This window comes from Peribacillus frigoritolerans (genome assembly GCF_040250305.1).
GTDB lineage: Bacteria > Bacillota > Bacilli > Bacillales > DSM-1321 > Peribacillus.
Window position 1 is genome coordinate 5,160,747 of record NZ_CP158190.1, and the last position, 21,314, is coordinate 5,182,060.

At 42.9% G+C, this 21,314-nt stretch carries 18 protein-coding genes and 1 other RNA gene; 3 read left to right on the forward strand and 16 right to left on the reverse strand.

Annotated features, from left to right (window positions below):
- Positions 1-6: 6 nt before the first annotated feature.
- The 11 genes from ABOA58_RS25570 to ABOA58_RS25620 form a co-directional block, all read right to left on the reverse strand.
- On the reverse strand, positions 7-1,128 hold the full coding sequence (locus ABOA58_RS25570; protein WP_350300515.1) for a sensor histidine kinase: 1,122 nt from the start codon (positions 1,126-1,128) through the stop codon (positions 7-9).
- Positions 1,129-1,222: 94 nt separating this feature from the next.
- Complete coding sequence (locus ABOA58_RS25575) at positions 1,223-2,275, reverse strand: fatty acid desaturase (RefSeq protein WP_350300516.1); 1,053 nt, start codon at positions 2,273-2,275, stop codon at positions 1,223-1,225.
- Between the two features lie 296 nt (positions 2,276-2,571).
- A complete protein-coding gene (locus ABOA58_RS25580) occupies positions 2,572-3,279 on the reverse strand; it encodes a response regulator (RefSeq protein ID WP_350300517.1) in 708 nt (235 codons plus the stop codon).
- The gene (locus ABOA58_RS25585; protein WP_350300518.1) at positions 3,276-4,868 is read right to left on the reverse strand and encodes a sensor histidine kinase; all 1,593 of its coding nucleotides are present in this window, start codon (positions 4,866-4,868) and stop codon (positions 3,276-3,278) included. The genes ABOA58_RS25580 and ABOA58_RS25585 overlap by 4 nt, the downstream gene beginning before the upstream one ends.
- A 79-nt stretch (positions 4,869-4,947) precedes the next feature.
- A complete protein-coding gene (locus ABOA58_RS25590) occupies positions 4,948-6,474 on the reverse strand; it encodes a tripartite tricarboxylate transporter permease (RefSeq protein WP_101223696.1) in 1,527 nt (508 codons plus the stop codon).
- A gap of 18 nt (positions 6,475-6,492) precedes the next feature.
- Positions 6,493-6,948: a tripartite tricarboxylate transporter TctB family protein gene (locus ABOA58_RS25595; RefSeq protein WP_350300519.1), complete on the reverse strand. Its 456-nt coding sequence runs from the start codon at positions 6,946-6,948 to the stop codon at positions 6,493-6,495.
- Between the two features lie 57 nt (positions 6,949-7,005).
- On the reverse strand, positions 7,006-8,028 hold the full coding sequence (locus ABOA58_RS25600) for a Bug family tripartite tricarboxylate transporter substrate binding protein (protein ID WP_350300520.1): 1,023 nt from the start codon (positions 8,026-8,028) through the stop codon (positions 7,006-7,008).
- Positions 8,029-8,187: 159 nt separating this feature from the next.
- A complete protein-coding gene (locus ABOA58_RS25605; protein WP_350300521.1) occupies positions 8,188-9,114 on the reverse strand; it encodes an AEC family transporter in 927 nt (308 codons plus the stop codon).
- A 154-nt stretch (positions 9,115-9,268) separates the two neighbouring features.
- Positions 9,269-10,141 (reverse strand): LysR family transcriptional regulator, encoded by an 873-nt coding sequence (locus ABOA58_RS25610; RefSeq protein ID WP_098185511.1) that lies wholly within the window; start codon positions 10,139-10,141, stop codon positions 9,269-9,271.
- A gap of 146 nt (positions 10,142-10,287) precedes the next feature.
- A complete protein-coding gene (fdhD, locus tag ABOA58_RS25615; RefSeq protein WP_350300522.1) occupies positions 10,288-11,085 on the reverse strand; it encodes a formate dehydrogenase accessory sulfurtransferase FdhD in 798 nt (265 codons plus the stop codon).
- Positions 11,086-11,139: 54 nt separating this feature from the next.
- Positions 11,140-11,502, reverse strand: a complete 363-nt coding sequence (locus ABOA58_RS25620; RefSeq protein WP_095390832.1) for a DUF2294 domain-containing protein — start codon at positions 11,500-11,502, stop codon at positions 11,140-11,142.
- 333 nt (positions 11,503-11,835) lie between these two features.
- Between ABOA58_RS25620 and fdhF the strand changes: the two genes are divergently transcribed.
- The 3 genes from fdhF (at position 11,836) to ABOA58_RS25635 (ending at position 15,761) form a co-directional block, all read left to right on the forward strand.
- Positions 11,836-14,775 carry a formate dehydrogenase subunit alpha gene (gene fdhF / locus ABOA58_RS25625; RefSeq protein ID WP_350300523.1) on the forward strand — a complete coding sequence of 980 codons (2,940 nt, stop codon included), beginning with the start codon at positions 11,836-11,838 and terminating at the stop codon, positions 14,773-14,775.
- Between the two features lie 18 nt (positions 14,776-14,793).
- Complete coding sequence (locus ABOA58_RS25630; protein WP_063595796.1) at positions 14,794-15,270, forward strand: DUF1641 domain-containing protein; 477 nt, start codon at positions 14,794-14,796, stop codon at positions 15,268-15,270.
- 119 nt (positions 15,271-15,389) lie between these two features.
- The gene (locus ABOA58_RS25635) at positions 15,390-15,761 is read left to right on the forward strand and encodes a hypothetical protein (protein WP_350300524.1); all 372 of its coding nucleotides are present in this window, start codon (positions 15,390-15,392) and stop codon (positions 15,759-15,761) included.
- A 68-nt stretch (positions 15,762-15,829) separates the two neighbouring features.
- Here the strand turns inward: ABOA58_RS25635 and ABOA58_RS25640 are convergent, their stop codons facing one another.
- The 5 genes from ABOA58_RS25640 to ABOA58_RS25660 all read right to left on the reverse strand — a co-directional run bounded on the left by ABOA58_RS25640 (position 15,830) and on the right by ABOA58_RS25660 (position 21,181).
- Positions 15,830-16,804, reverse strand: coding sequence for a nuclease-related domain-containing protein (locus ABOA58_RS25640; protein WP_350300525.1), 975 nt, complete (start codon positions 16,802-16,804; stop codon positions 15,830-15,832).
- Between the two features lie 219 nt (positions 16,805-17,023).
- Positions 17,024-17,385: a transfer-messenger RNA gene (gene ssrA, locus ABOA58_RS25645) on the reverse strand.
- Between the two features lie 123 nt (positions 17,386-17,508).
- Positions 17,509-17,976 (reverse strand): SsrA-binding protein SmpB, encoded by a 468-nt coding sequence (gene smpB / locus ABOA58_RS25650; RefSeq protein ID WP_350300526.1) that lies wholly within the window; start codon positions 17,974-17,976, stop codon positions 17,509-17,511.
- A gap of 70 nt (positions 17,977-18,046) precedes the next feature.
- Entirely contained in the window at positions 18,047-20,404 is a 2,358-nt protein-coding gene (gene rnr, locus ABOA58_RS25655) for a ribonuclease R (RefSeq protein WP_350300527.1), read from the reverse strand.
- Positions 20,405-20,434: 30 nt separating this feature from the next.
- Complete coding sequence (locus ABOA58_RS25660; protein WP_101223705.1) at positions 20,435-21,181, reverse strand: alpha/beta hydrolase; 747 nt, start codon at positions 21,179-21,181, stop codon at positions 20,435-20,437.
- Between the last annotated feature and the right edge of the window lie 133 nt (positions 21,182-21,314).

Consider the following 21,314-nt stretch of genomic DNA (forward strand, 5'->3'; position numbering starts at 1 on the left):
TCCCACCTATCCATTATTTTTTATAGCATTCGGAACCCTTATATAAAGTGTCGTTCCCTCTGTTGATTTAATATCCAGGCTGCCATTAACGAATTCGAGCCTTTCTTTCATTCCTTGAAGTCCATTGCCTTTAATATACTCTGATCTATGTGAAAGCCCCACTCCATTATCCTGTACTGTGATCGTCACTCCTGTTTGTAATTCTTCGATGACGATATTACAGCAGTCGGCACCGCTATGTTTGACGATATTGGTCACAGCTTCCTTCAAGCACATGCTCAAAACCGTTTCAACAAGCAATGGGGTATCTTGCAATTCCGTGGTCCCTTCCAACTTGAATTCTATCTCTGCCGCTTTCAATATTTGCTTGACCCGGATGATTTCATCGCTTAGCTTGGACCCACGCATTTCCGACACCATTTCACGTACTTCCTTGAGTGCCGTCCTCGCCGTTTGACGGATATCCTTGATTTCCTTCTTGGCCGTCTCCGGATTCAAATCGATCAATTTCCCTGCAAGGTCACTTTTCAAGCCGATCAAAGACAGCTTTTGTCCAAGTGTATCATGTAAGTCACGGGCAATCCGCTGACGTTCTTCCATTTTGCCAAGCTCTGATATTCTTTTATGAGCGTCCTCCAATTGTTCTTCCAGCATGCCTCGTTTATTCCGATTATACGTGTTGAAAGGGAGCAGGATCACGCCTACCACACAAATGAGCATAAAGGGAAATTGCGAAAAGAAGGTAGGGTCTTTCATTATGAAGCCAATATTGACAGACACGATGGTAGCCAATAGCTGGATCGAATATAATACGAAAAAGCCAACCTTATTTTGAACATTCCCAATAAAGAATGCCAAAAAGAGTGAAAAGTAAATGTAGCTGAAAAATATGGTCATCGATATGGAAATGATTATTTGTATCGCCGTCCATACGTATACGGGCCATCCCTTCGAAACGAATGAGAGACCATATGATATGAAAAACAAAATGATCATGACGATTCCAAAGACTATCTCCAACATCGAAGAGGATTTGAAGATGAAATAAAAAGGAAGGATACAAAAAATGATCCAGACATAAGGGCTCAGCCCTGTGTTTTTCGGAAAGATATGATACCAACTTTGCATGGCGCCGCCTCTATTTCTTTTTATCCTAGTATATACTAATGAGTTTCATCAAAAAACCATCCAATGGGAATCGAATGGTTTTTTGATGAACTATTTATTTTTCTTGAAGACTTGGACGTTTATTATTGATTTCCACCTTAGATTTTGTTTCATTTAGACGTTCCTTAATCTCTTTAAAACTTACAAACGTCTTGTTTTCGCCATCATAAAGGCGGAAGCGAAGCGATTTTAAACTTGAACTAAGGGTGATTGTCGTTGCCTGCTGCAATGGCAGGGTGGAATCATGGACTTTTTCCAAGTTATAGTTTGGCACTCTTGGACTAAGATGATGCACGTGGTGGAAACCGATATTACCGGTTACCCATTGCAAAACCTTTGGAAGTTTATAATAAGAACTTCCATCGATGGCAGCCTTCACGTAATCCCATTCAGATTCCTCTTCGAAATAAGAATCTTCGAACTGATGCTGTACATAAAACAGCCAGATGCCCAGTGATCCCGTTACAAAAAGCATCGGTACCTGAATCATCAGGAATGCCTGCCATCCGATAGCCAAGCATAAAAGACCATAAATTGTCACGATTGAAGCATTTGTCAAATACGTATTCATCCGTTCTTTCTTTTTAGCGCCCTTTTTATTCAGACGGTTCGATACAAGAAATAGATAAAATGGACCCAATCCAAACATGACGATCGGATTTCTATATAAACGGTAAGCAAGACGCCCCCAGAATGAAGCGGCGATATATTCATCAACGGTCATGACCCAAATATCCCCTGTACCGCGTTTGTTTAAATTACTGCTCGTTGCATGATGTATGGAGTGGCTATGCTTCCATTGCTCATACGGAAATAATGTGACGATTCCACTGATTGTACCCAGGATGCTATTCGCTTTCCTGCTTTTGAAAAACGACTGATGACAGCAATCATGGAAGATGATGAAAATCCTGATTACAAACCCTGAAGCCAATACGGCAAATGCAAGGGTCAGCCAGTATGAGATGGTTAAGCTCTGATAAGCTAAAAACCATAACAGGAAAAATGGCGGAAATGTATTTATGAGCTGTTTCACGCTTGATTTAGTATTGGATTTTTCAAAAGGGGCAATATCTTTTCTCAATTGTTTTTGATTATGGTTACTCATGTTTTCCTCCTCTTAAAATATATGGAGTGTTTGAATGTATTAATTCGAAAAACGATGTCGGTATCTCTGCTTTAAGTATAGGATTAATAACCGATTTTCTATAGTCATAAACGTCATTATCCCTGCCATGACACTTGTCATATACTTGTCTGCCTCAAAACTATTCACACGTATTTTTTCCTCATTCATCATTTTTACACTTAAAAAAACGATGAATTCCCATCAATCTGATTCCAAGAAAAAGCCTTACATTTATTCGAGCAAATAAAAAAAGATCCGCCGCTTGGCGAACCCATTTAAATCTTGATGGCATAAACCCGTTCAGGACGTCCTACCGTGCCATATGTTAAATCGGCATCAATTTTTTCCTCTGACATCAAGTGCTCCAGATAACGCCTTGCCGTTGTCCTGCTCACACCGATTTCCTTTGCCACTATTTCGGCAGTTAACCCCGGGGAGGATTTCCCCAACACAACCATCACCTTCTCCAAAGTCATCCGATCGATCCCTTTTGGCAGTGAAGTCTGTTCCCTCTCTTTTTCTTTCATTTCCTTTCGCAAAAGCTTATCCACCTGTTGCTGCGTTACGGGAAAATTGCCCTCTTCCAATTCAGACAGCTTAATGTGATACTCTTGATATCGGCGTAAGGACTGCTTGAAACGTTCAAATGCGACAGGCTTGATAATATAATCAAATATGCCGATTTTGATGGCTTCCTGGACTTTTTCGATTTCTTTAGCCGCCGTAATCATGATGACATCCATTTGTTTGCTTTGCTGCTTGATTTCTTTCAGGATATCGAGCCCATTCATATCCGGAAAATACATATCGAGCAGCAATAGATCCGGCTGCATGATTTCGATGAAGCTTTTAGCCTCGTCATAGCTTGACGCGATTCCGATCGTTTGAAACCCCTCAAGCTTTTCGATGAATAGCTTTTGTATCTCCGCAATCCGCAGGTCATCTTCTACGATCAGAACTTCTATATCGCGATTGGCCATCATTTCATCCCCCCTCTGTTTTTTGGTATAGCTACGGTAAAAATCGTATATTCCCCTTCTTCAGTCGAAAAAGTGATATATCCCCCTAATCCATCAATCGCTTCCTGAACAAGGCTCAAACCTATTCCTGAATTGGTTTGATGGCTTTTCGTCGTAAAACCGTCCTGGAAAATCAGTTCGGTAACATCTGGGTTCATCCCTTTTCCATTATCTTCAACCTCTATGATCAACTCTTTACCCAAGTCCGTGACGAACAACGATACCCTTTTTTCCTCCCTTTCGTTTTCCCGCACAGCTTCGAAGGCATTATTGATGAGATTTCCGATGATCGTCACCAATAAATCCCGATCTATTTCGGACGGAATATCTTTAAAACTGCTTTCTCTATCGATGGTAAAATCAATTTTCAGCTCGCTGGCTAAACTTACCTTCCCTAAGATGAACCCCGCAATGATCGGATCAGGTACTTCCTTCATCAGAAAGTGAATGAAACCTTGGGTGACATCGACTTCCTTCGATATGAAATCCATCGCTTCTTTATATGAACCGAGTTGAATCAAGCCTAGCAGTGTATAAAGCCGATTCGAATATTCATGTGTCTGAGCCCTCAGCCCCTCTGCATACGCCTTTACATGTGACAGTTCCTGAAGGAGATTGGATAGTTCCGATTTATTTCTCAAACTTGCAACTGCACCGATGATTTCACCCTGTCCATTCAAAATGGGAATCCGGCTTGCCAAAAAAACTTCACCGTCAATCATGAATTCCTGGTCATATTCGGCACGTGCCGTGCTGACTACATCAAGCAAATGTGTATGCGTTAAGACTTCTTCGATTTTTTGCCCGCGAAGCATGACGTCTTTAGGTATATGAAGGATTTTATGCGCCGTTTCATTGACGACCGTGATTTTCCCATGAACATCAATGGCAATGATGCCTTCATGAATGGATTCCAAAATGGCATGCTTTTCTTGAAACATCCAGGCGATCTCTTTCGGCTCCAGACCCAATATCGCCTTTTTTATATTGAATGAAATGAAAAAGGCCACCAACAAACCGCCGATTAATATAAAAGAGATGATCAAGACGATCTTTCTTTGTATACTGGACACTTCTTTTTCAATATCATCCTGAAGGTAGCCAACGGAGACGACACCAATGACCTTTTCATTGGCGATTATCGGGGATTTCCCCCTAATGGAAGGTCCCAATGTGCCAGTGGACTCCGTGATGATGGATTTCCCATCCCAAACCTCGGCGTTATCTCCCCCAACCATTTTCTTCCCGATCAAGTTTGGATTTGGATGGGACAACCGTGTTTCATTCTCATCTCCTATTACTATGAATTCCGCATCGATCTGCCTGCGAATTCTTTCCGCGATGGGCTGGATGATTACAGAAGGATTATCCGTTCGAAAAGCTTGTTTAATTTCAGGCAGTAAAGAAACGGTCTGGGCAACCGACAATGCTTTTTCCCCTGTTTCCTGCTTCAGGTTATTTTCCAGTATATTTATGAAAATAACTTCAAAGATTCCACCCATTAAGATGATTAACGTACAGATGCCCAGCATCAACTTGGTGTGTAAACGCATTCAATCACCTCTACTTACATCATATAAAAAATAACCCCTTTAAAAAAGGGGTTATTTCGCAACATTCAGAAAATATCGATTAACCTTCAATATTGATGACAACATCCTTCCCTCTCTTCTTAAGTAAAACCGGAATGAGCAGCCATAATGCCGTTACGATCAGGAATGTCAGCGAAAGCGGCCGAGTGAAAAACAAACTGTAATCCCCATCGGATATTGTCAGTGCCCTGCGCATATTATTTTCTATCATCGGTCCTAAAACCAGGCCTAATACCAACGGGGCGATTGGATAATCATTTTTACTTAAGAAATATCCCAAGATCCCGCATCCTAGTAATAGCAATAAATCATAAGTCGATACTTGTACCGCATAAACACCAAAAATGGAAATCGCGATAATGATCGGAATCAAATATTTCTTTGGCGTTTCAATGATTTTCGCAAAAACCTTAACGAGTGGGAGATTAAGGATGAGGAGCATCAGATTCCCGATGAACATGCTGGCGATAAGCCCCCAAGCCACCTGGGGATGGTCCTCGAATAATAATGGACCTGGCTGAACATTGTACATCATGAGCGCACCCATTAAAATCGCCGTTGTACCGGAACCTGGAATTCCCAGCGTCAATAATGGTATCATCGCTCCGCCAGAAGCCGCATTATTGGCCGTTTCAGGACCAGCCACACCAGCGATCGCCCCTGTACCGAATCTCCCAGGTTTTTTTGAAATCCGTTTTTCCATAAGGTATGAGAAGAAGGAAGCAAGAGTGGCCCCTGCACCTGGCAGAATTCCTACAAAGAAACCTAAGAGCGATCCCCTCGCAATCGGCCCCGCAGATTCCTTGAATTCTTCTTTGGAAGGAATCAAATTATTGATCTTTGCAATTTCCCCATCATCCTCGTCTTTTTCCAAGATTGTCTTGAATACTTCCCCAAGGGCGAATAGACCCACTGCGATCGTCAGGAATTCGACCCCTTGATACAGCCAAGGAATGTCGAATGTAAAACGGGCGATTCCGGATACATTATCGATGCCTATCGTCCCGATCAACAAACCGCAAACCGTCATGATCAGTGCCTTTGTTACGGATTTTCCCGCGAGGCCGCTGACTGCCGCCAACCCTAGAAGCATGAGCGAAAAATACTCAGCCGGACCGAATTTAATGGCAATCGTCGATAATGGCTGAGCCAAGGCAATCATGGCGACAAGGGTGACGATCCCTCCGACGAAGGAACCGATTGCCGAAATCGATAAAGCACTCCCTGCTCTTCCCTTCTTGGCCATTTGGTAGCCATCCAGTGTGGTGACGACAGAAGAAGATTCACCAGGTGTATTCAATAGGATTGAAGTTGTCGATCCTCCATACATCGCTCCATAATAAACACCTGCGAGTAAAATGATGGCGCTTGTTGCCGCTTGCTCTGGGGGAAGTCCCCCTGTAATCGAAGCGGTTACCGGAATTAAAAGTGCCACACCGCTCATCGGCCCGATCCCCGGCAAAACGCCGACTGCCGTACCGATCAATACTCCGACAAATGCAAAAAGTATATTATACCAGGTTAGTGCCGTTTCAAAACCATGCATTAAATAATCAAAAGTGCCCACTTCACATCCCCCTTCCTTTTATGAAAACCAGATTGGCCACCCCGGCAGTGTTCCCTTTAACACATTCACGAATAAATAATAGATGATTCCGGAAAATCCTGCGGAAATGATGAGCGATGTCACCCACTTATTTCGTTCCATCGTTTGGAAGCAAACAAACAAAAACAGAAAGGTCGTAATGACATATCCTATCGTTTCCAATGTCAAAATATAAATCAAGGTGGAGAGCAGAATGATGATAAAGGGTTTATATTGCAGCTTCTCTTTACGTGATTCCTGCCCCTTGCCCCGAAATGCCTCATAGAACAGGCGAATACTTAAAAGAGAAAGAACGAGCCCCAATACAAATGGGAAAATGTCCGGTCCTACCGAACTTCCATAAGAAGAACTGGCCAGTTTCCTGCTTCCTATCATAAACAGCACTCCGACAGCCAGAAAGGCTACAGAAGCAAAGCGATCAAATTTAACATCCATCACAATCCCTCCATTTCAGAAAATAAGAAGAAGGTGAAAGCACCCCCTTCTTCTCGATTATTTTTCCATACCCAAAGCTTCCAATAATTGCTGCACCTGTTTCTCCTGTTCTTCTAAAAACTTGCTGAATTCTTCACTATTTTTATATTCTTGTTCCCATCCCTGCACTTCCACTTCCTTTTTCCATTCAGAAGTTTCAACTAGCTTCTCAATGGTTCCGTCCCAAAAGGTTTTCGCTTCACCAGACATATTCTGAGGTCCAAAAACGCCTCTCCAAATCGTGAATTCAGCATCAACACCTTGTTCCTTTGCAGTAGGTATGTCTTTAAGATCCCCACCTAAACGTTCAGTCGAGGTTACGGCCAACACTCTAATCTTTCCTGCTTTTAAAAATTCCCTGACACTGGATGCATCCGTTCCGATCACATCCGCATTTCCGCCAAGCAATGCCGTAATCGCTTCCCCGCCACCGTCGTACGAAACGTATTTAAGTTCGGTTGGATTCAAGCCATATTCATAGGCTGGAAGAATGGAAATCAAATGATCCATGGATCCCGGAGCCGATCCTCCTGCAAAGGTCAACTTACGCGGATCTTTTTTCACCGCTTCCAGCACTGATTTCAAATCCTTGAATTCAGAATCCGCCTTTACCACTATCGCCCCATAATCCTTAGTCAGCTGCGCCAAAGGAGTCGTATTTTTATATCCATAAGGACTGTTGCCTTCTTTTTTAAGGTTATTGATGATGACAGGCGGTGAATTTACGAACAGCATGTCATTGTTATCCGCTTGCTGTGTTGCATAATCCGCCATGAAGACAGCGCCCCCGCCACCGGGTTTGTTTTCGACGGTTAATGGCTGGTTCACCAGTTTTGTCTCACCCAAGACCTTTGTAAATGAACGGGCGGTTAGATCCCATCCCCCGCCTGCGCCCGATGGAGCAACGACCGTTATCGCTTTTTTCGGATAACCTGTACTTTCTTTCTTTTCTCCTGATGTACCCGAACTGCTGCATGCACCTAAACTTAAAGCTAACGAACCCGCTAATATGACCGCTGAAATCTTTTTACGAGAAAACATAATAATCCCCCTTTTGAAAGCGTTTTCTTAATTCTACAAAAATATCTTCGTTTTCTTTGATTGCCCAACTAAAATGCATAACTTCCATAACTTCCATATTGTTCATAAAGTTTTATCGCAGGAAAAGGGGGAAAGGACTGCACCTTTTGAGCAGCCCTGCTAGAATAGTATTTTTGATAGATATACGACCATCGTTACCGTTATGCTGCTGAATAAAGTCGACATCAAGACTGCCTGTGCCGCATACTCCGGATGGTTGTCATATTCCAAAGCGAATAATGCGCTGTTTCTCGATGTTGGAAATGAGCTTGCGATAAACAACCCTTGGGCGACAGTTCCTTCCAAGCCCAGCATGAGGATGATCAGGAAGGCGATGGATGGTGAAAGGATCAACCTTCCAACCAAGCTAAGGATAAGCGGAAGCGGGAAATGCGTCATTTTCAAATAGGCACTCTGTGCACCCAATGTAATCAGGGCAATGGCTATGAAGGCACTCGCGATATTATCAATCGGGGTCCATAAGAACAGAGGAATGTCGAAAGAAGCTGCCTGTAATAGAAAACCGAGTAATAAAGCATAAATGACGGGGTTCTTCAAGAACTCGCGAATGGCGCCCTTCGCACTTTTTGTATGGACGGAAACGGAATTCATCAATCCATAGGTATAGGTCAAGAGGTTTTGAAAAATGATCACGATGACTTGGATCGACAGCCCAAGAGGATTTCCGTGAAAAACCATCTGGCTGACGGGTAACCCGAAATTGGCTGAGTTATTCAGGACTACACTATTTTTAAACGTGGCCGAAAGGCTTTGATCAAACCTGGCAAGTTTAGCAATCACTGTACTCACGATGATGAGGCTTACTGCTTGAAGAGCAAGGAAGCTGAATATCTGGACGATCATCCCCCCGCCCATTTTACTTTGATAGATATTAATAAAGCTAATGGCCGGCATGAGCAGGAAGTGATTCAATTTAGACAGCGTATTCATATCCAACTTGAATTTACGATGCAGAATGGCCCCCGCCCCTATTAGGAAAAAGACCGGCACAATGACATTCAATACGATCAGAAACAGGACACTCACTTGACTTCCTCTCCATTCCTTAGGCAAATTCCTGATGATTTACATCTCCCATCTATCATAATGCCGGGATAACCATTATTAAAATACCAATAAATTATCGTTATCCATTCGAAAAAGGAATGATAAAAAAGCACAGAGGTTTCTGCGCTTCCAGTTAAATATCCCTCATGAAATCGACGCCTTTGACAAATTCGACAAACTCTTTAACCAGTTTTAATTCCAGCGACTTTTCATGATATAACATCCATGTATTCCTGATAAGGGGATTACCTTGCTTGTCCTTAAGGTCCATTTGACGGAGGTTTTGGTCTTTCTCCAATAAAACACTGGGGAGGATGCCATATCCCAGGCCATTCCTGACCATTTCCTTGCATGTATCCCCTTTGTCCACTTCCATCCCCACCAAAGGAGGTCCGGAAAAATTGTCTCTCCACCAATTATCGATCATTGTTTTCAAAAGAGCATCTGTCCCATAATCGATCCTCGGCAGGAAAGGCAGGTTCCGGACTTCGATTTCTTCCTTGGAAGCAATACAAATCGTTTCCTCAAAAAGATGATGCCTTGATCCTGACCATTGATAGTCCCCCCGAACAATCCCGACATGCACTTCTTCCTTATAAATGAGGTTCAGCACTTCTTTACTCCAGCCAGTTGTCACATGGAAATCCACTTTAGGAAATCGCTCACGAAATATTTTCAGCAGGCCTGGCAACTTATGCAGCGTAATATAGTTGGAAACACCCAGCCGTAATGTTCCACTGATCTCCTGACCCATATTGAATGCTGTCTCTTTTATCTGCCGGAGCCTGATCAGCATCTCATCTGCACAGATGGCCAAATATTCACCTTGAGGGGTGAACTGCACTCCCCTAGTTCCCCGCTCCACAATCTTTAGATTGAATTCCTTCTCTATTTGTTGAATCCGTTTCGTTAAAGAAGGTTGCGAGATATATAAACTTTGCGCCGTTTTAGTAATATTCCTGTGTTCATGTAACACCTTTAAAATATGCCAATCCCTTTCGTTCATAACCCTTCCCCCGATACGAATTCCCTTGAATGTTTTATAAAAACTGTACCATAAAAGGCCTGTTGGATATATCCTTTTACAAATACAAAAAAGCCCAGGCCAAACCGGCAGGACTTTCCGATAAGCATCCTTCCAGCGAAGGATGCTCAGTCATTCAATAGAATTCTTTCAGGACATGTGTAGATATTCAGTGAATCATTGCGAATGAACCCGACGGTCGTGATTCCCAATCCTTCAGCCAACTCCAAAGCCAATTCAGTTGGAGCGGATTTCGAGAGTATTAGTTCACAGCCGATTTTCGCCACTTTCAAAAGAATTTCCGATGAAATCCGGCCGCTGAACACGATAGCCTTCCCTTCTATCGAAATGCCATTTTTTAAGCAATACCCGTATATTTTGTCCAAGGCATTATGCCTTCCGATGTCCATCCTGCTTAATACGAGACCACCGGCATCACATAAAGCGGCATTGTGGACTCCGCCCGTGTTCTGGAAGGTGACAGCAGAATTTTGTAAATCCTTCATCAAGCGGAAGCAGTCATCAGGAGTCAGTTTCACCGAAACATCATCCATTTTCTTGGCAGTCAATGCATCATTTACAAAGACGAAACCTTGTCTGCTCATTCCGCAGCATGATGTAATATACCGCTTATTTTGAAAGTCCTGGAAGTAAGGATTCACTTTATCTGTCTTCACATGAACAAAGCCTTCTTTTTCCTGGACCCAGATTTCTTTTATCTCATCATATTTTTTGATGATTCCTTCCGAAGCCAAATAACCAATCACCATATCCTCGATGTATTCAGGTGTACAAACCATCGTGACGAATTCCTGGCCATTTATTTTGACAGTAACGGGATGCTCCGTTACGATCGCATCTTCCGTCCGCTCGATGTTACCTTTGGTTATCCGGATGATGTCCCTCTTGATTTCAATCGCTTTCATGTTCCCACTCCTTTTAATATCCAGGAGCCAATTGACCAATATGTAGGAACATGGTCAATGCCCGTTGAGTTTGTCCGCTATATTCTTATCAAAAACGAATACGGAAATAGCTATGTTCTCTTTGATTTTGATGTCTGAAAACAAATGGAGCAGTTTAGCTCCAACCAGTTCTTCCATTCCATCAGGGGGACTCTCCGAATACACATCCTGAACCATTTTGGTTCGTGCAGAATGGACCATATCCCTTCCTTCCTCCGATCTTGATATGAACATTTCCGTAGGAGTCAAATTCCCATATAACGTAGAAACGGCCATATTTTCCACGAAAACCGTGTGTATGCGTTCTGGTCCTTTACCGAATAGTTCCTTGCGCAGCTTACGAATCATATCATTGAATTCATGGATAACTTTTGACACCGTTGCGTCACTCCAATTCAAGAAAATTAAGTTCTCAATTTTCTTATCATAAATCAACGCGAAGAAAAACGAAAGGAATTTGGGAATGATACCCTCTTTCCAGGATTGTTTCTTTTCATAATTAAAGGTATAATATCAATGATGAAAGTTGGGAGCATAATAGTGTACTGTTGTGTCCTATCTTTTTTAAAATTATCCATAATGGTATGGATTGGTATATTGGCAAGCTTTGCTATTAAACTATTCCACCATGACCTACATTTCCGTTCAGAGACGGAGGTGTAATCATGGTGGTTTTTTTGCGTCTTTTTGGCTATAAAAGGGGGAAATATAATGAGCGATTCAAACATCACCATCACAATCAACGGGAAGGATTATACCGCTAATGAAGGAGCGACAATACTGGAGATCATCAACCAAAATGAGATGGCTCATCCACAGATTTGTTATGTTCCTGAAGTGGATCCGATCCAAACATGCGACACATGCATCGTCGAGGTTAATGGGAAACTCGTCCGGTCATGTTCGACAAAAGCAGTGAGCGGCATGGATATAGCCTTGGACTCAAGCAAGGCAAAAGAAGCCCAGACCGAGGCCATGGACCGGATCCTGGAAAACCATTCTTTATACTGTACTGTATGTGATAATAATAACGGAAATTGCAAACTGCATAACACAGCAGAATTAATGGAAATTGAACACCAAAAATATCCTTACACACCGAAAGTGGAATTGGGTGCCGTCGATATGTCCCATCCATTTTACCGCTACGATGCCAATCAATGCATCGCATGCGGGCAATGTGTTGAAGTCTGCCAAAACCTTCAGGTCAACGAGACGCTGTCCATCGACTGGGAAGCAGAACGCCCTCGGGTAATCTGGGATGAAGGAACGGAAATCAATAACTCATCTTGTGTAGGCTGCGGACAGTGTGTAACGATTTGTCCATGTAATGCATTAATGGAAAAATCGATGCTGGGTGAGGCTGGTTTCATGTCAGGTTTGAAAAACGATATGCTTGAACCAATGATAGACCTTGTCAAAGAAGTGGAGCCTGGATACAGCGGGATTTTTGCCATTTCGGAAATTGAAGCGGCAATGCGAGAGACACGGACGAAGAAAACAAAAACGGTCTGTACGTTCTGTGGGGTAGGATGCACATTCGAAGTCTGGACAAAAGGCCGTAAAATCCTTAAAGTCCAACCTACTCATGAAGCACCCGTCAATGCGATATCCACATGTGTCAAAGGGAAATTCGGTTGGGACTTCGTAAACTCGGAAAAACGTTTGACAAAGCCCCTGATTCGGAAAAATGGAAGATTCGTTGAATCAAGCTGGGATGAAGCACTTGATTTGGTTGCATCCAGACTCGGTTCGATCAAACAGCAATACGGCGGAAATTCAGTAGGCTTCATTTCCTCTTCCAAGATCACAAATGAAGAAAACTATGTAATTCAAAAACTGGCACGGCAAATGTTCGAAACGAATAACGTCGACAATTGCTCACGTTACTGTCAATCCCCGGCAACAGACGGACTGTTCCGTACAGTCGGCATGGGCGGAGACGCTGGTACAATCAAAGATATCGCCGCAGCAGGTCTTGTCATCATCGTTGGGGCAAACCCGGCAGAAGGACACCCCGTACTGGCGACACGCGTTAAACGGGCTCACAAGCTTCACGGACAAAAACTGATCGTGGCCGACATCCGCAAAAACGAAATGGCCGAGCGTTCCGACATCCATATCAGTCCAAAACAAGGAACGGATCAAGTTTGGTTGATGGCGGTTACAAAATATATGATCGATCAAGGCTGGCATGATAAAGAATTCATCAATGAAAATGTTAACTTCTTCGACGATTATAAAGAAGTACTTGAAAAATACACCCTGGAATATGCAGAAACACACACAGGTATTTCTAAAGAAACATTGATCCAAATAGCTGAGACGATTCGCGATGCAGACGGAACATGCATTCTCTGGGGAATGGGCGTCACACAAAACACCGGTGCCTCCGATACTTCGGCTGCAATTTCCAACCTGCTATTAGCTACAGGCAACTACCGTCGCCCAGGAGCGGGAGCTTATCCGCTTCGCGGCCATAACAATGTACAGGGCGCTTGCGATATGGGTACCCTTCCAACATGGCTCCCGGGATATCAGCATGTTACCGATGACGTGGCACGTGCTAAATTCGAAAAAGCTTATGGAGTGAAAATCGATGGCAAACCAGGCTTGAACAATATTGAAATGCTTAAAGCGATAGAAAAAGGCGACATGAAAGCGATGTATCTTGTAGGTGAAGATATGGCACTTGTTGACGCGGATGCAAACCATGTTGACAAGGTGTTATCAGGATTGGATTTCTTTGTTGTCCAGGATATTTTCCTTTCAAGAACAGCCCAATATGCCGACGTGGTATTGCCCGGAGCTCCATCTCTTGAAAAAGACGGTACGTTCACCAATACAGAGCGCCGTGTACAGCGTTTATATAAAGCCCTTCCCACTATCGGAGATTCTAAAGCGGACTGGGAAATCACTCAAGAGATCGCCAACCGCTTAGGTGCGAATTGGAACTACTCTCACCCTAGTGAAATCTATGACGAAATGGCAAGTTTGTCACCGATATTCAGCCAAGCGAATTACGAAGTGCTGGAAGGATGGAACAGCTTCCTCTGGGGGAGCCATGATGGATCAAGCACGCCGCTTCTTTATGTGGATGGCTTCAACTTCCCTGATAAAAAAGCGCGCTTTGCACTGGCTGACTGGGTAGAGCCGCATAAATTCCCGGAAGAATATGACCTTCATATCAATAATGGACGCATGCTGGAGCATTTCCATGAAGGAAATATGACGAATAAATCCAATGGAATCCAATCGAAAGTACCTGATATTTTCGTCGAGGTTTCACCAGAACTTGCACAAGAACGTAAAGTCAGTGATGGCGGACTCGTTCGCTTAGTGTCTCCATTCGGGGCCGTTAAATTAAAAGCCTTGATCACAGACCGTGTTAAAGATAATGAGCTATTTTTACCGATGAACTCCGTCGATAAAGACTCTGCCATTAACTTCCTGACCGGTCCTATCTATGATCAACGCACAAGCACGCCTGCTTACAAGCAGACGATGGTCCGCATGGAGGTATTAAGCGCAAGCGGGGATATCCCATTACCGGGTACCAATCCACGGAACAAAAAACGTCATCCTCAAAATGGTGTCGAGGTTGAACGTAAGTGGGCCCGTCCAGGGTATGTTCACTTAACGGATAAATAAACAAGGAGGGTGAAAATCATGGCAGCTCCTATAACGGAAATCCATAATCCCATTACTGAGGAAGAAATAAAGCTACAAAAGCTGGAGGAACTGAAAACGCTGATCACCGATAATGAAGATGCCTTGAACAATATGTTTAAAATCGTCAATGAACTGAATGACTCGGGAGTATTCGAAGCCGCGACCTCCATGCTTCAAGGAAAAGAACAAATTGCGAAAATCGCACTCCAACAAATCACAAGGCAACCTGTAACAAACCTGATCAATACACTTATGGGGGCAACAGGAGCCTTGATGAACGCCGATGCCGCACAATCCACGAAACTGCTGAACAGTGCACTTGCAGGAATCGATGAAGGAAACAAATTCCTTCAGGCAGATAAGAAGATCGGCGTTCTCGATTTAATGAAAACATTGAATGATCCAGACATAAACCGGGCGATTGGCTTTGGCGTCCACTTCCTAAAGGGAATGGGCAAGGAATTAAAAGAATAGAATCAGATCAAAGACTCAAGAGAAGCTTCTTTTGAGTCTTTGTTCTATCATATGGCTTATAGCTGCAAAACTGCTGAAAGTGAGCTTTGGATAATATTAGGATTGGAGTGGATGATTTAATGAATCAAGAGGAAAAAATTAAGGAATTAGAACACGAATTGTTTTTATTGAAGCATGCATTTTTTAAACTACATGATAGTATGGCCCCGAATTTAAAATCTAGGTATTATGAGTTATTATCACATGGCTTTAAAGAGCAAGAGGTTAATGAGTTAGATAGATTTTTCATGTGGGTTTACAGCACAAAAAATTACCCCACAAAGGAAGAAATGAGAAAAAAAATGGCAGATATAAAAAATATGGAGATTGAAGAATTACATATTGCCTCAGTAAAAAAAATCTTATTAGCTTATCAAGCTGATGGAGTTTTTCCAGTAATAGATATTATTTTGGAGGATTTCCAAAATGTTGATGTAAATATAGAGAAATGATTTTTACTATTAAGGAATGGTATAGAAACTATTCCTTTTTTTATGATTAAGGCAAGATCACTCAGAAATCACTCATCAAAATTCAGGCTGTACACCCTCCCTTTATTCGCACCTTTGCTTGTCAATTTCAATGATTGCAAGATTCTCGTTGCACTGGATGCGGAGGAAATGTTTAAAAAATCCCTCAACTGCCGATTCGTTATAGTTGTGCCTATTAGATAAAAATAATCTCGTAAAGCCTGGATATGTGCAGTTTTACTGGAGAGTTGGCATTGATTGCAAAGCCATGTGCCATGCCTTCTAATTAACGGAAACCCCTTGCAATTTTCACATATCACTCCTTTTATTAGGTCCTCTTCGTTAAGATTGTATCGTTCCAGAATGGAAGAGGCCGCTTCGATATGATACTTTTTTAAAATACGAACTATTTTCTTCAAATCTTTTTCACCTAAAATGGAATCTGTGATGGAATGCTCCATCAGATTGATTCTTGAGGGAAGTGCATCGCGATGGATAACTTTATAGTGGAGTTCAAGGTTTTCAGGAGCTGTACGGATGATTGTTTGGGGATTACTGATGACAATCAATGAAAGGATGGGCAGTGAGGGAAAACCGTTTTTCAAGAACCAATTGGTCAATTGTGTTTCCTGGCGGCTGACTTGTATGATGGGATCAGGAAATGCCGTTTCTTTTCCTTCTATCGTTCGAATGAGCTGATTGAAATGCGGATCAAAATAGATCGCCCCTGCAATGTTCTTCACTTCAATGATAAGCGCATATTTCTTGGAGATTAATAAAGTATCCAGCTGAAAAAATCGGGATTGATCCTGCAGCCTTAAATCGTGGAAGATGAAATAGCTTTTCGGTTCAAGAAAGCCTAATGGAAAATCAATGGAACATTCCCCTTTATAGCCCGCTTCCCTTTTTTTGAGATCGTTGATGATTATGGGGATTTTAGGATGATTCGGAGAAAGCCTGCGCGTTAAAGCACGTAATTTACGTATAGTAAGAGGAACTTTTCGCCTTTTTACAATCAATTTCATCGCTCCAATCTTGGTTTATCCCAAAGGATTCTACAGCAGTAGGGAATATTCCTTTAAATGATAGCGATTATACAATTTATCTGCGAAATCGGGAATATATCTCCGAAATTGGAGATATATCAGCGAAAACTCCTGATTTATCTACTAATTATACGATTTATCGATTTTTCGACAAATCGATTGAAAAAAACACAAATAAAAAACCACCAATATATGTATTGGTGGAGACGGTGGGAGTCGAACCCACGTCCAGACATAACGGCACTTAAGCTTCTACGAGTGTAGTCGATATATTCGCATTTCGCGAACTCATTAGCCTATCGACAGGCGGCAGAGCAGCTAGTCTGATTGGTCTCTTCCTTCATCCTCAGACGGTGGATTCCGGCGTATCCCACTTAGAGTGAGTCCCTTACCCTACCACGTGGGCCATGGAGGGAGGAACAGCTATCGACTGTTATTAAGCAGCGAAAGCTAGGTTGTTGTTTTGTTTGCCAGTTATAGGCGTTGACGTTTTAACGAGGCCGATCCCCTCGACTCGCAACTTAAGCTCGAACTATCCCTGTCGAATCCGTAACGTCCCCATGATAGAAATGGAGCGTACGAGAGAAGAATAGTCAGCAAGTTGGCTGATATTCAATTGTCATCGGTACAGGATTAATTATAACAGATTGGTTCAAAAAATCAATTGTAAGGTCTTGGCAGTTCTACATTTTCTGCCGATCACGGAAAGCACGTTCGATATCACGTTTCGCTTCCTTCTTCTTCAGGTCTTCACGCTTGTCATATTGCTTCTTCCCTTTACCCAGACCGATCAAAACCTTGGCAAAGCCATTTTTCAAATACATTTTCAACGGTACAATCGTGTAACCTGTTTCCTTCGTTACACCGATCAGTTTACTGATTTCTTTCTTATGCAAAAGAAGCTTCCGTGTCCGCAACGGGTCATGGTTAAACTGGTTTCCCTGCTCATAGGGGCTTACATGCATATTATAAAGATAGATTTCTCCATTTTCTATTTTAGCGAAGGCATCCTTCAAATTCACTCGGGCCGCACGGATGGCCTTGATTTCAGTCCCCTTCAAAACGATTCCGGCTTCAAACGTTTCTTCAATAAAGAAATCATGATAAGCCTTTTTATTTTGTGCTAGTTGTTTACCTGAGCCTTTTGGCATCTAACTCTCCCCTTTTTACATCCAATCGCGGCAAGAGGATGAAATGATCATCATCCCCCCGCCTCAATCTTTATCTCTTTTTTGGTTTTCTCTTGCGCTTGGCAGCTGGCGCATTTTCAAAGAATTTTTTCTTCTTTTTCGGTTTTTTCTCGGAAGAAGGAGCATTTCCATTACGGCCGCCGCCTTTTCCTTCATTACGTCCTCCATTGCCGCCACGGCCGCGTTTGCGTTCACCTGAATTGGCTTTGAATATTTTCTTCTCGCCAGATGGACGCGGACGGCTTACCTTCATGCCGATAATTTCAAAATCGATGGCGCGTTCCTCTTTATTTACGTTGGAAACACGTACGTCGATCTCATCGCCAATCCGGAACACATTACCGGTACGTTCCCCGATCATTGCAAGCTGACGCTCATCGAAGCGGTAATAATCATCCGTCATGAAGCTGACATGGACAAGTCCTTCAATGGTGTTCGGCAGCTCGACGAACATCCCGAAATTCGTGACCGAACCAATGATCCCGGTATACTCTTCGCCGATTTTATCCAGCATATATTCCGCTTTCTTCAGATCATCCGTTTCCCGTTCAGCATCGACTGAGCGACGTTCACGTTTCGATGTATGATCGGCAATCTCAGGTAAATTGGCATTCCATTTCTCCTTCGTAGCTTCATCCAGTTTACCTTCCACCAAGTAGGTCCTGATCAATCTGTGCACGATCAAATCCGGATAACGACGAATCGGCGATGTGAAATGTGTATAAAACTCAGCAGATAAACCAAAGTGACCTAAGCTCTCCGGATCATATTTCGCCTGTTGCATGGAACGAAGCATAACGGTGGATATGACCGTTTCTTCCGGTTTACCGGCAACCGCCTCAATGATTTCCTGTAACGCCTTAGGATGAACGTCATTGGCCGATCCCCGGACAATATATCCGAAGTTCGTAATGAATTCAAAGAAACGCTGCAGTTTTTCCGGCTTGGGATCTTCATGAATACGGTAAATGAACGGTACGTCAAGACGGTGGAAATGCTCAGCAACGGTTTCATTAGCCGCAAGCATGAACTCTTCAATCAGCTTTTCGGCAACCGACCTTTCACGTAAAACCACATCGGTCGGATGGCCTTCTTCATCAACGATGACTTTCGCTTCATTGAAATCAAAGTCAATCGCTCCGCGGTTCATCCGGTTCTTGCGAAGGATGGCAGCTAACTTCTCCATGTCCTGGAACATCGGCACCAACGCTTCATAGCGTTCGAGCTGTTCTTCATCTTTATCGACAAGGATTTTGTTCACATTTCCATATGTCATACGTTCCGTCGTCTTAATGACACTTTCAAAAATCTCATGGTTGACGACTTTGCCATCTGGCGTGATTTCCATTTCACAAGAGAGTGTAAAACGATCGACTTGTGGATTCAAGGAACAAATGCCATTCGATAAACGATGCGGGATCATCGGGATGACCCTGTCCACCAAATACACGCTCGTCCCTCTTTCCAAGGCTTCCTTATCGATTGGTGATCCTTCCTTCACATAATGGCTGACATCAGCAATATGAACACCCAGCTTGTAATTGCCATTTTCAAGTTTGGAAACAGTGACGGCATCATCCAGGTCCTTTGCATCCGCTCCATCAATCGTGACCAAAACATCATTTCGCAAATCCCTGCGGCTGCCAATTTCACTTTCTTGAATGGTATCCGAAACGGCATTGGCTTGCTCCATGACGTCATCCGGGAACTCCATCGGCAAACCATATTTATGGATCACGGAAAGAATATCTACTCCAGGATCATTTTTATGCCCAAGAATCTCAATGACTTCACCTTCGGCACTTATGCGTCCTTCAGGATAAGAAGTAAGCTTGACGACAACCTTATGGCCCTCTACCGCTCCATGTGAAGCATGCTGCGGAATGAAAATATCGTTTGCGATCTTTTTATCATCAGGGATGACGAAACCAAAACTTTTACTTTCGGAGTATGTACCGACCACTTGTGTAATACCGCGTTCAAGAATTCTGATGACCGTGCCTTCTTGCCTTGAGCCCGATGTTTCCGAAGATACTCGTACCATGACGACATCTCCATGCATCGCTGTGCCCGTTTCATTCGGCGGAATGAAAATATCATCCATTCCTGGGTTATCTTCAGGTGTGACAAAGGCGAATCCCTTAGCGTGTCCTGTTAATTTACCGCGGAACAAATTCATTTTTTGCGGCAGCCCGTAACGATTGCTCCTCGTTCTGACCACCAATCCCTTTTCTTCCATCTTTACTAAAGCCTTAACGAAATTCTTGAAATCTGCCGAGTCTTCGATTTTCAAAGCCTCTTCCAGTTCCTGTACCGTTAACGGCTTATACGCTTCATCCGTCATGTATGTCAGAAGCTTATTAATATGTTCTTGAATGTTATCTTCCATGAAAACCCTCCTATTCAGGGTATAATTTTGTTATTCGGCCCAATCCAGACTTTCTAAAAATTCCAATACATCTTCATGCAGCTGGTCCTTTTCTTTATCAAGAGTTATGACATGACCGGATTCTTCATACCACTTGATTTTTTTGACCGGTGATTCAATGGCATCAATAATAATATCGGCACTTTTTGGATTGATAACATCATCATGCCGACCCTGCACCACAAATGTCGGCGCGTATATAAGGTCGACGTGCTCTCGTACATCCGTTATCAATTCCTGAAGGGCTTTCAATGTATTCATCGGTTTATCGGCAAGGAGGTCCATTTCAAGCTCTATTTGCTCTTGAGTTTTTCCTTCATACTTCTTAAATTCTCTGGCGTACTCCAATACTCCTTTAAACATCATTTCTTCACTTTTGATATACATAGGCGCACACATTGATACGATACCCTTTATAGGTACAGTGTAACCTAATTTAAGAGAAAATACGCCTCCTAATGATAGTCCGGCAACAGCAATTTCTTCATGGCCTTTGCTTTTCAGGAAATCGTAGGCCATCATGACATCTTTCCACCAATCTTCCGGACCCGTTTTCACCAGCTCCTCCGGGGGGACGCCATGTCCTTTATAGTGCGGGGCATGGCAAGTGTATCCCTGTTTCTCCAAGTAACGCCCCAGCATCCGTACATCCGCTGAATTCCCCGTAAATCCATGTAAAAGTAAGACAGCTCTTTTTCCGCCTTCAAAAGTAAAGGGCTGCTGCAGCTTTATTTTCATGATCTTAAGCTCCTTTATCTGTAAATAGAATTTTAAAACATCCCTATCCTATAATTAAGTACTAAAATCACTATATCTATTCATGTAACTATTGTGCAAAGAAAAAAGTCTAGCTATTTAGCTAGACTCATTT

Coding starts and splice junctions, on each gene's coding strand:
- ABOA58_RS25610 (WP_098185511.1), bottom strand. CDS start 10,141: ATGAACGAAAGGGATTGGCATATTTTAAAGGTGTTACATGAACACAGG.
- ABOA58_RS25630 (WP_063595796.1), top strand. CDS start 14,794: ATGGCAGCTCCTATAACGGAAATCCATAATCCCATTACTGAGGAAGAA.
- ABOA58_RS25585 (WP_350300518.1), bottom strand. CDS start 4,868: ATGCGTTTACACACCAAGTTGATGCTGGGCATCTGTACGTTAATCATC.
- ABOA58_RS25660 (WP_101223705.1), bottom strand. CDS start 21,181: ATGAAAATAAAGCTGCAGCAGCCCTTTACTTTTGAAGGCGGAAAAAGA.
- ABOA58_RS25570 (WP_350300515.1), bottom strand. CDS start 1,128: ATGCAAAGTTGGTATCATATCTTTCCGAAAAACACAGGGCTGAGCCCT.
- fdhD (WP_350300522.1), bottom strand. CDS start 11,085: ATGAAAGCGATTGAAATCAAGAGGGACATCATCCGGATAACCAAAGGT.
- ABOA58_RS25640 (WP_350300525.1), bottom strand. CDS start 16,804: ATGAAATTGATTGTAAAAAGGCGAAAAGTTCCTCTTACTATACGTAAA.
- ABOA58_RS25635 (WP_350300524.1), top strand. CDS start 15,390: ATGAATCAAGAGGAAAAAATTAAGGAATTAGAACACGAATTGTTTTTA.
- smpB (WP_350300526.1), bottom strand. CDS start 17,976: ATGCCAAAAGGCTCAGGTAAACAACTAGCACAAAATAAAAAGGCTTAT.
- fdhF (WP_350300523.1), top strand. CDS start 11,836: ATGAGCGATTCAAACATCACCATCACAATCAACGGGAAGGATTATACC.
- ABOA58_RS25600 (WP_350300520.1), bottom strand. CDS start 8,028: ATGTTTTCTCGTAAAAAGATTTCAGCGGTCATATTAGCGGGTTCGTTA.
- ABOA58_RS25595 (WP_350300519.1), bottom strand. CDS start 6,948: ATGGATGTTAAATTTGATCGCTTTGCTTCTGTAGCCTTTCTGGCTGTC.
- ABOA58_RS25580 (WP_350300517.1), bottom strand. CDS start 3,279: ATGATGGCCAATCGCGATATAGAAGTTCTGATCGTAGAAGATGACCTG.
- rnr (WP_350300527.1), bottom strand. CDS start 20,404: ATGGAAGATAACATTCAAGAACATATTAATAAGCTTCTGACATACATG.
- ABOA58_RS25575 (WP_350300516.1), bottom strand. CDS start 2,275: ATGAGTAACCATAATCAAAAACAATTGAGAAAAGATATTGCCCCTTTT.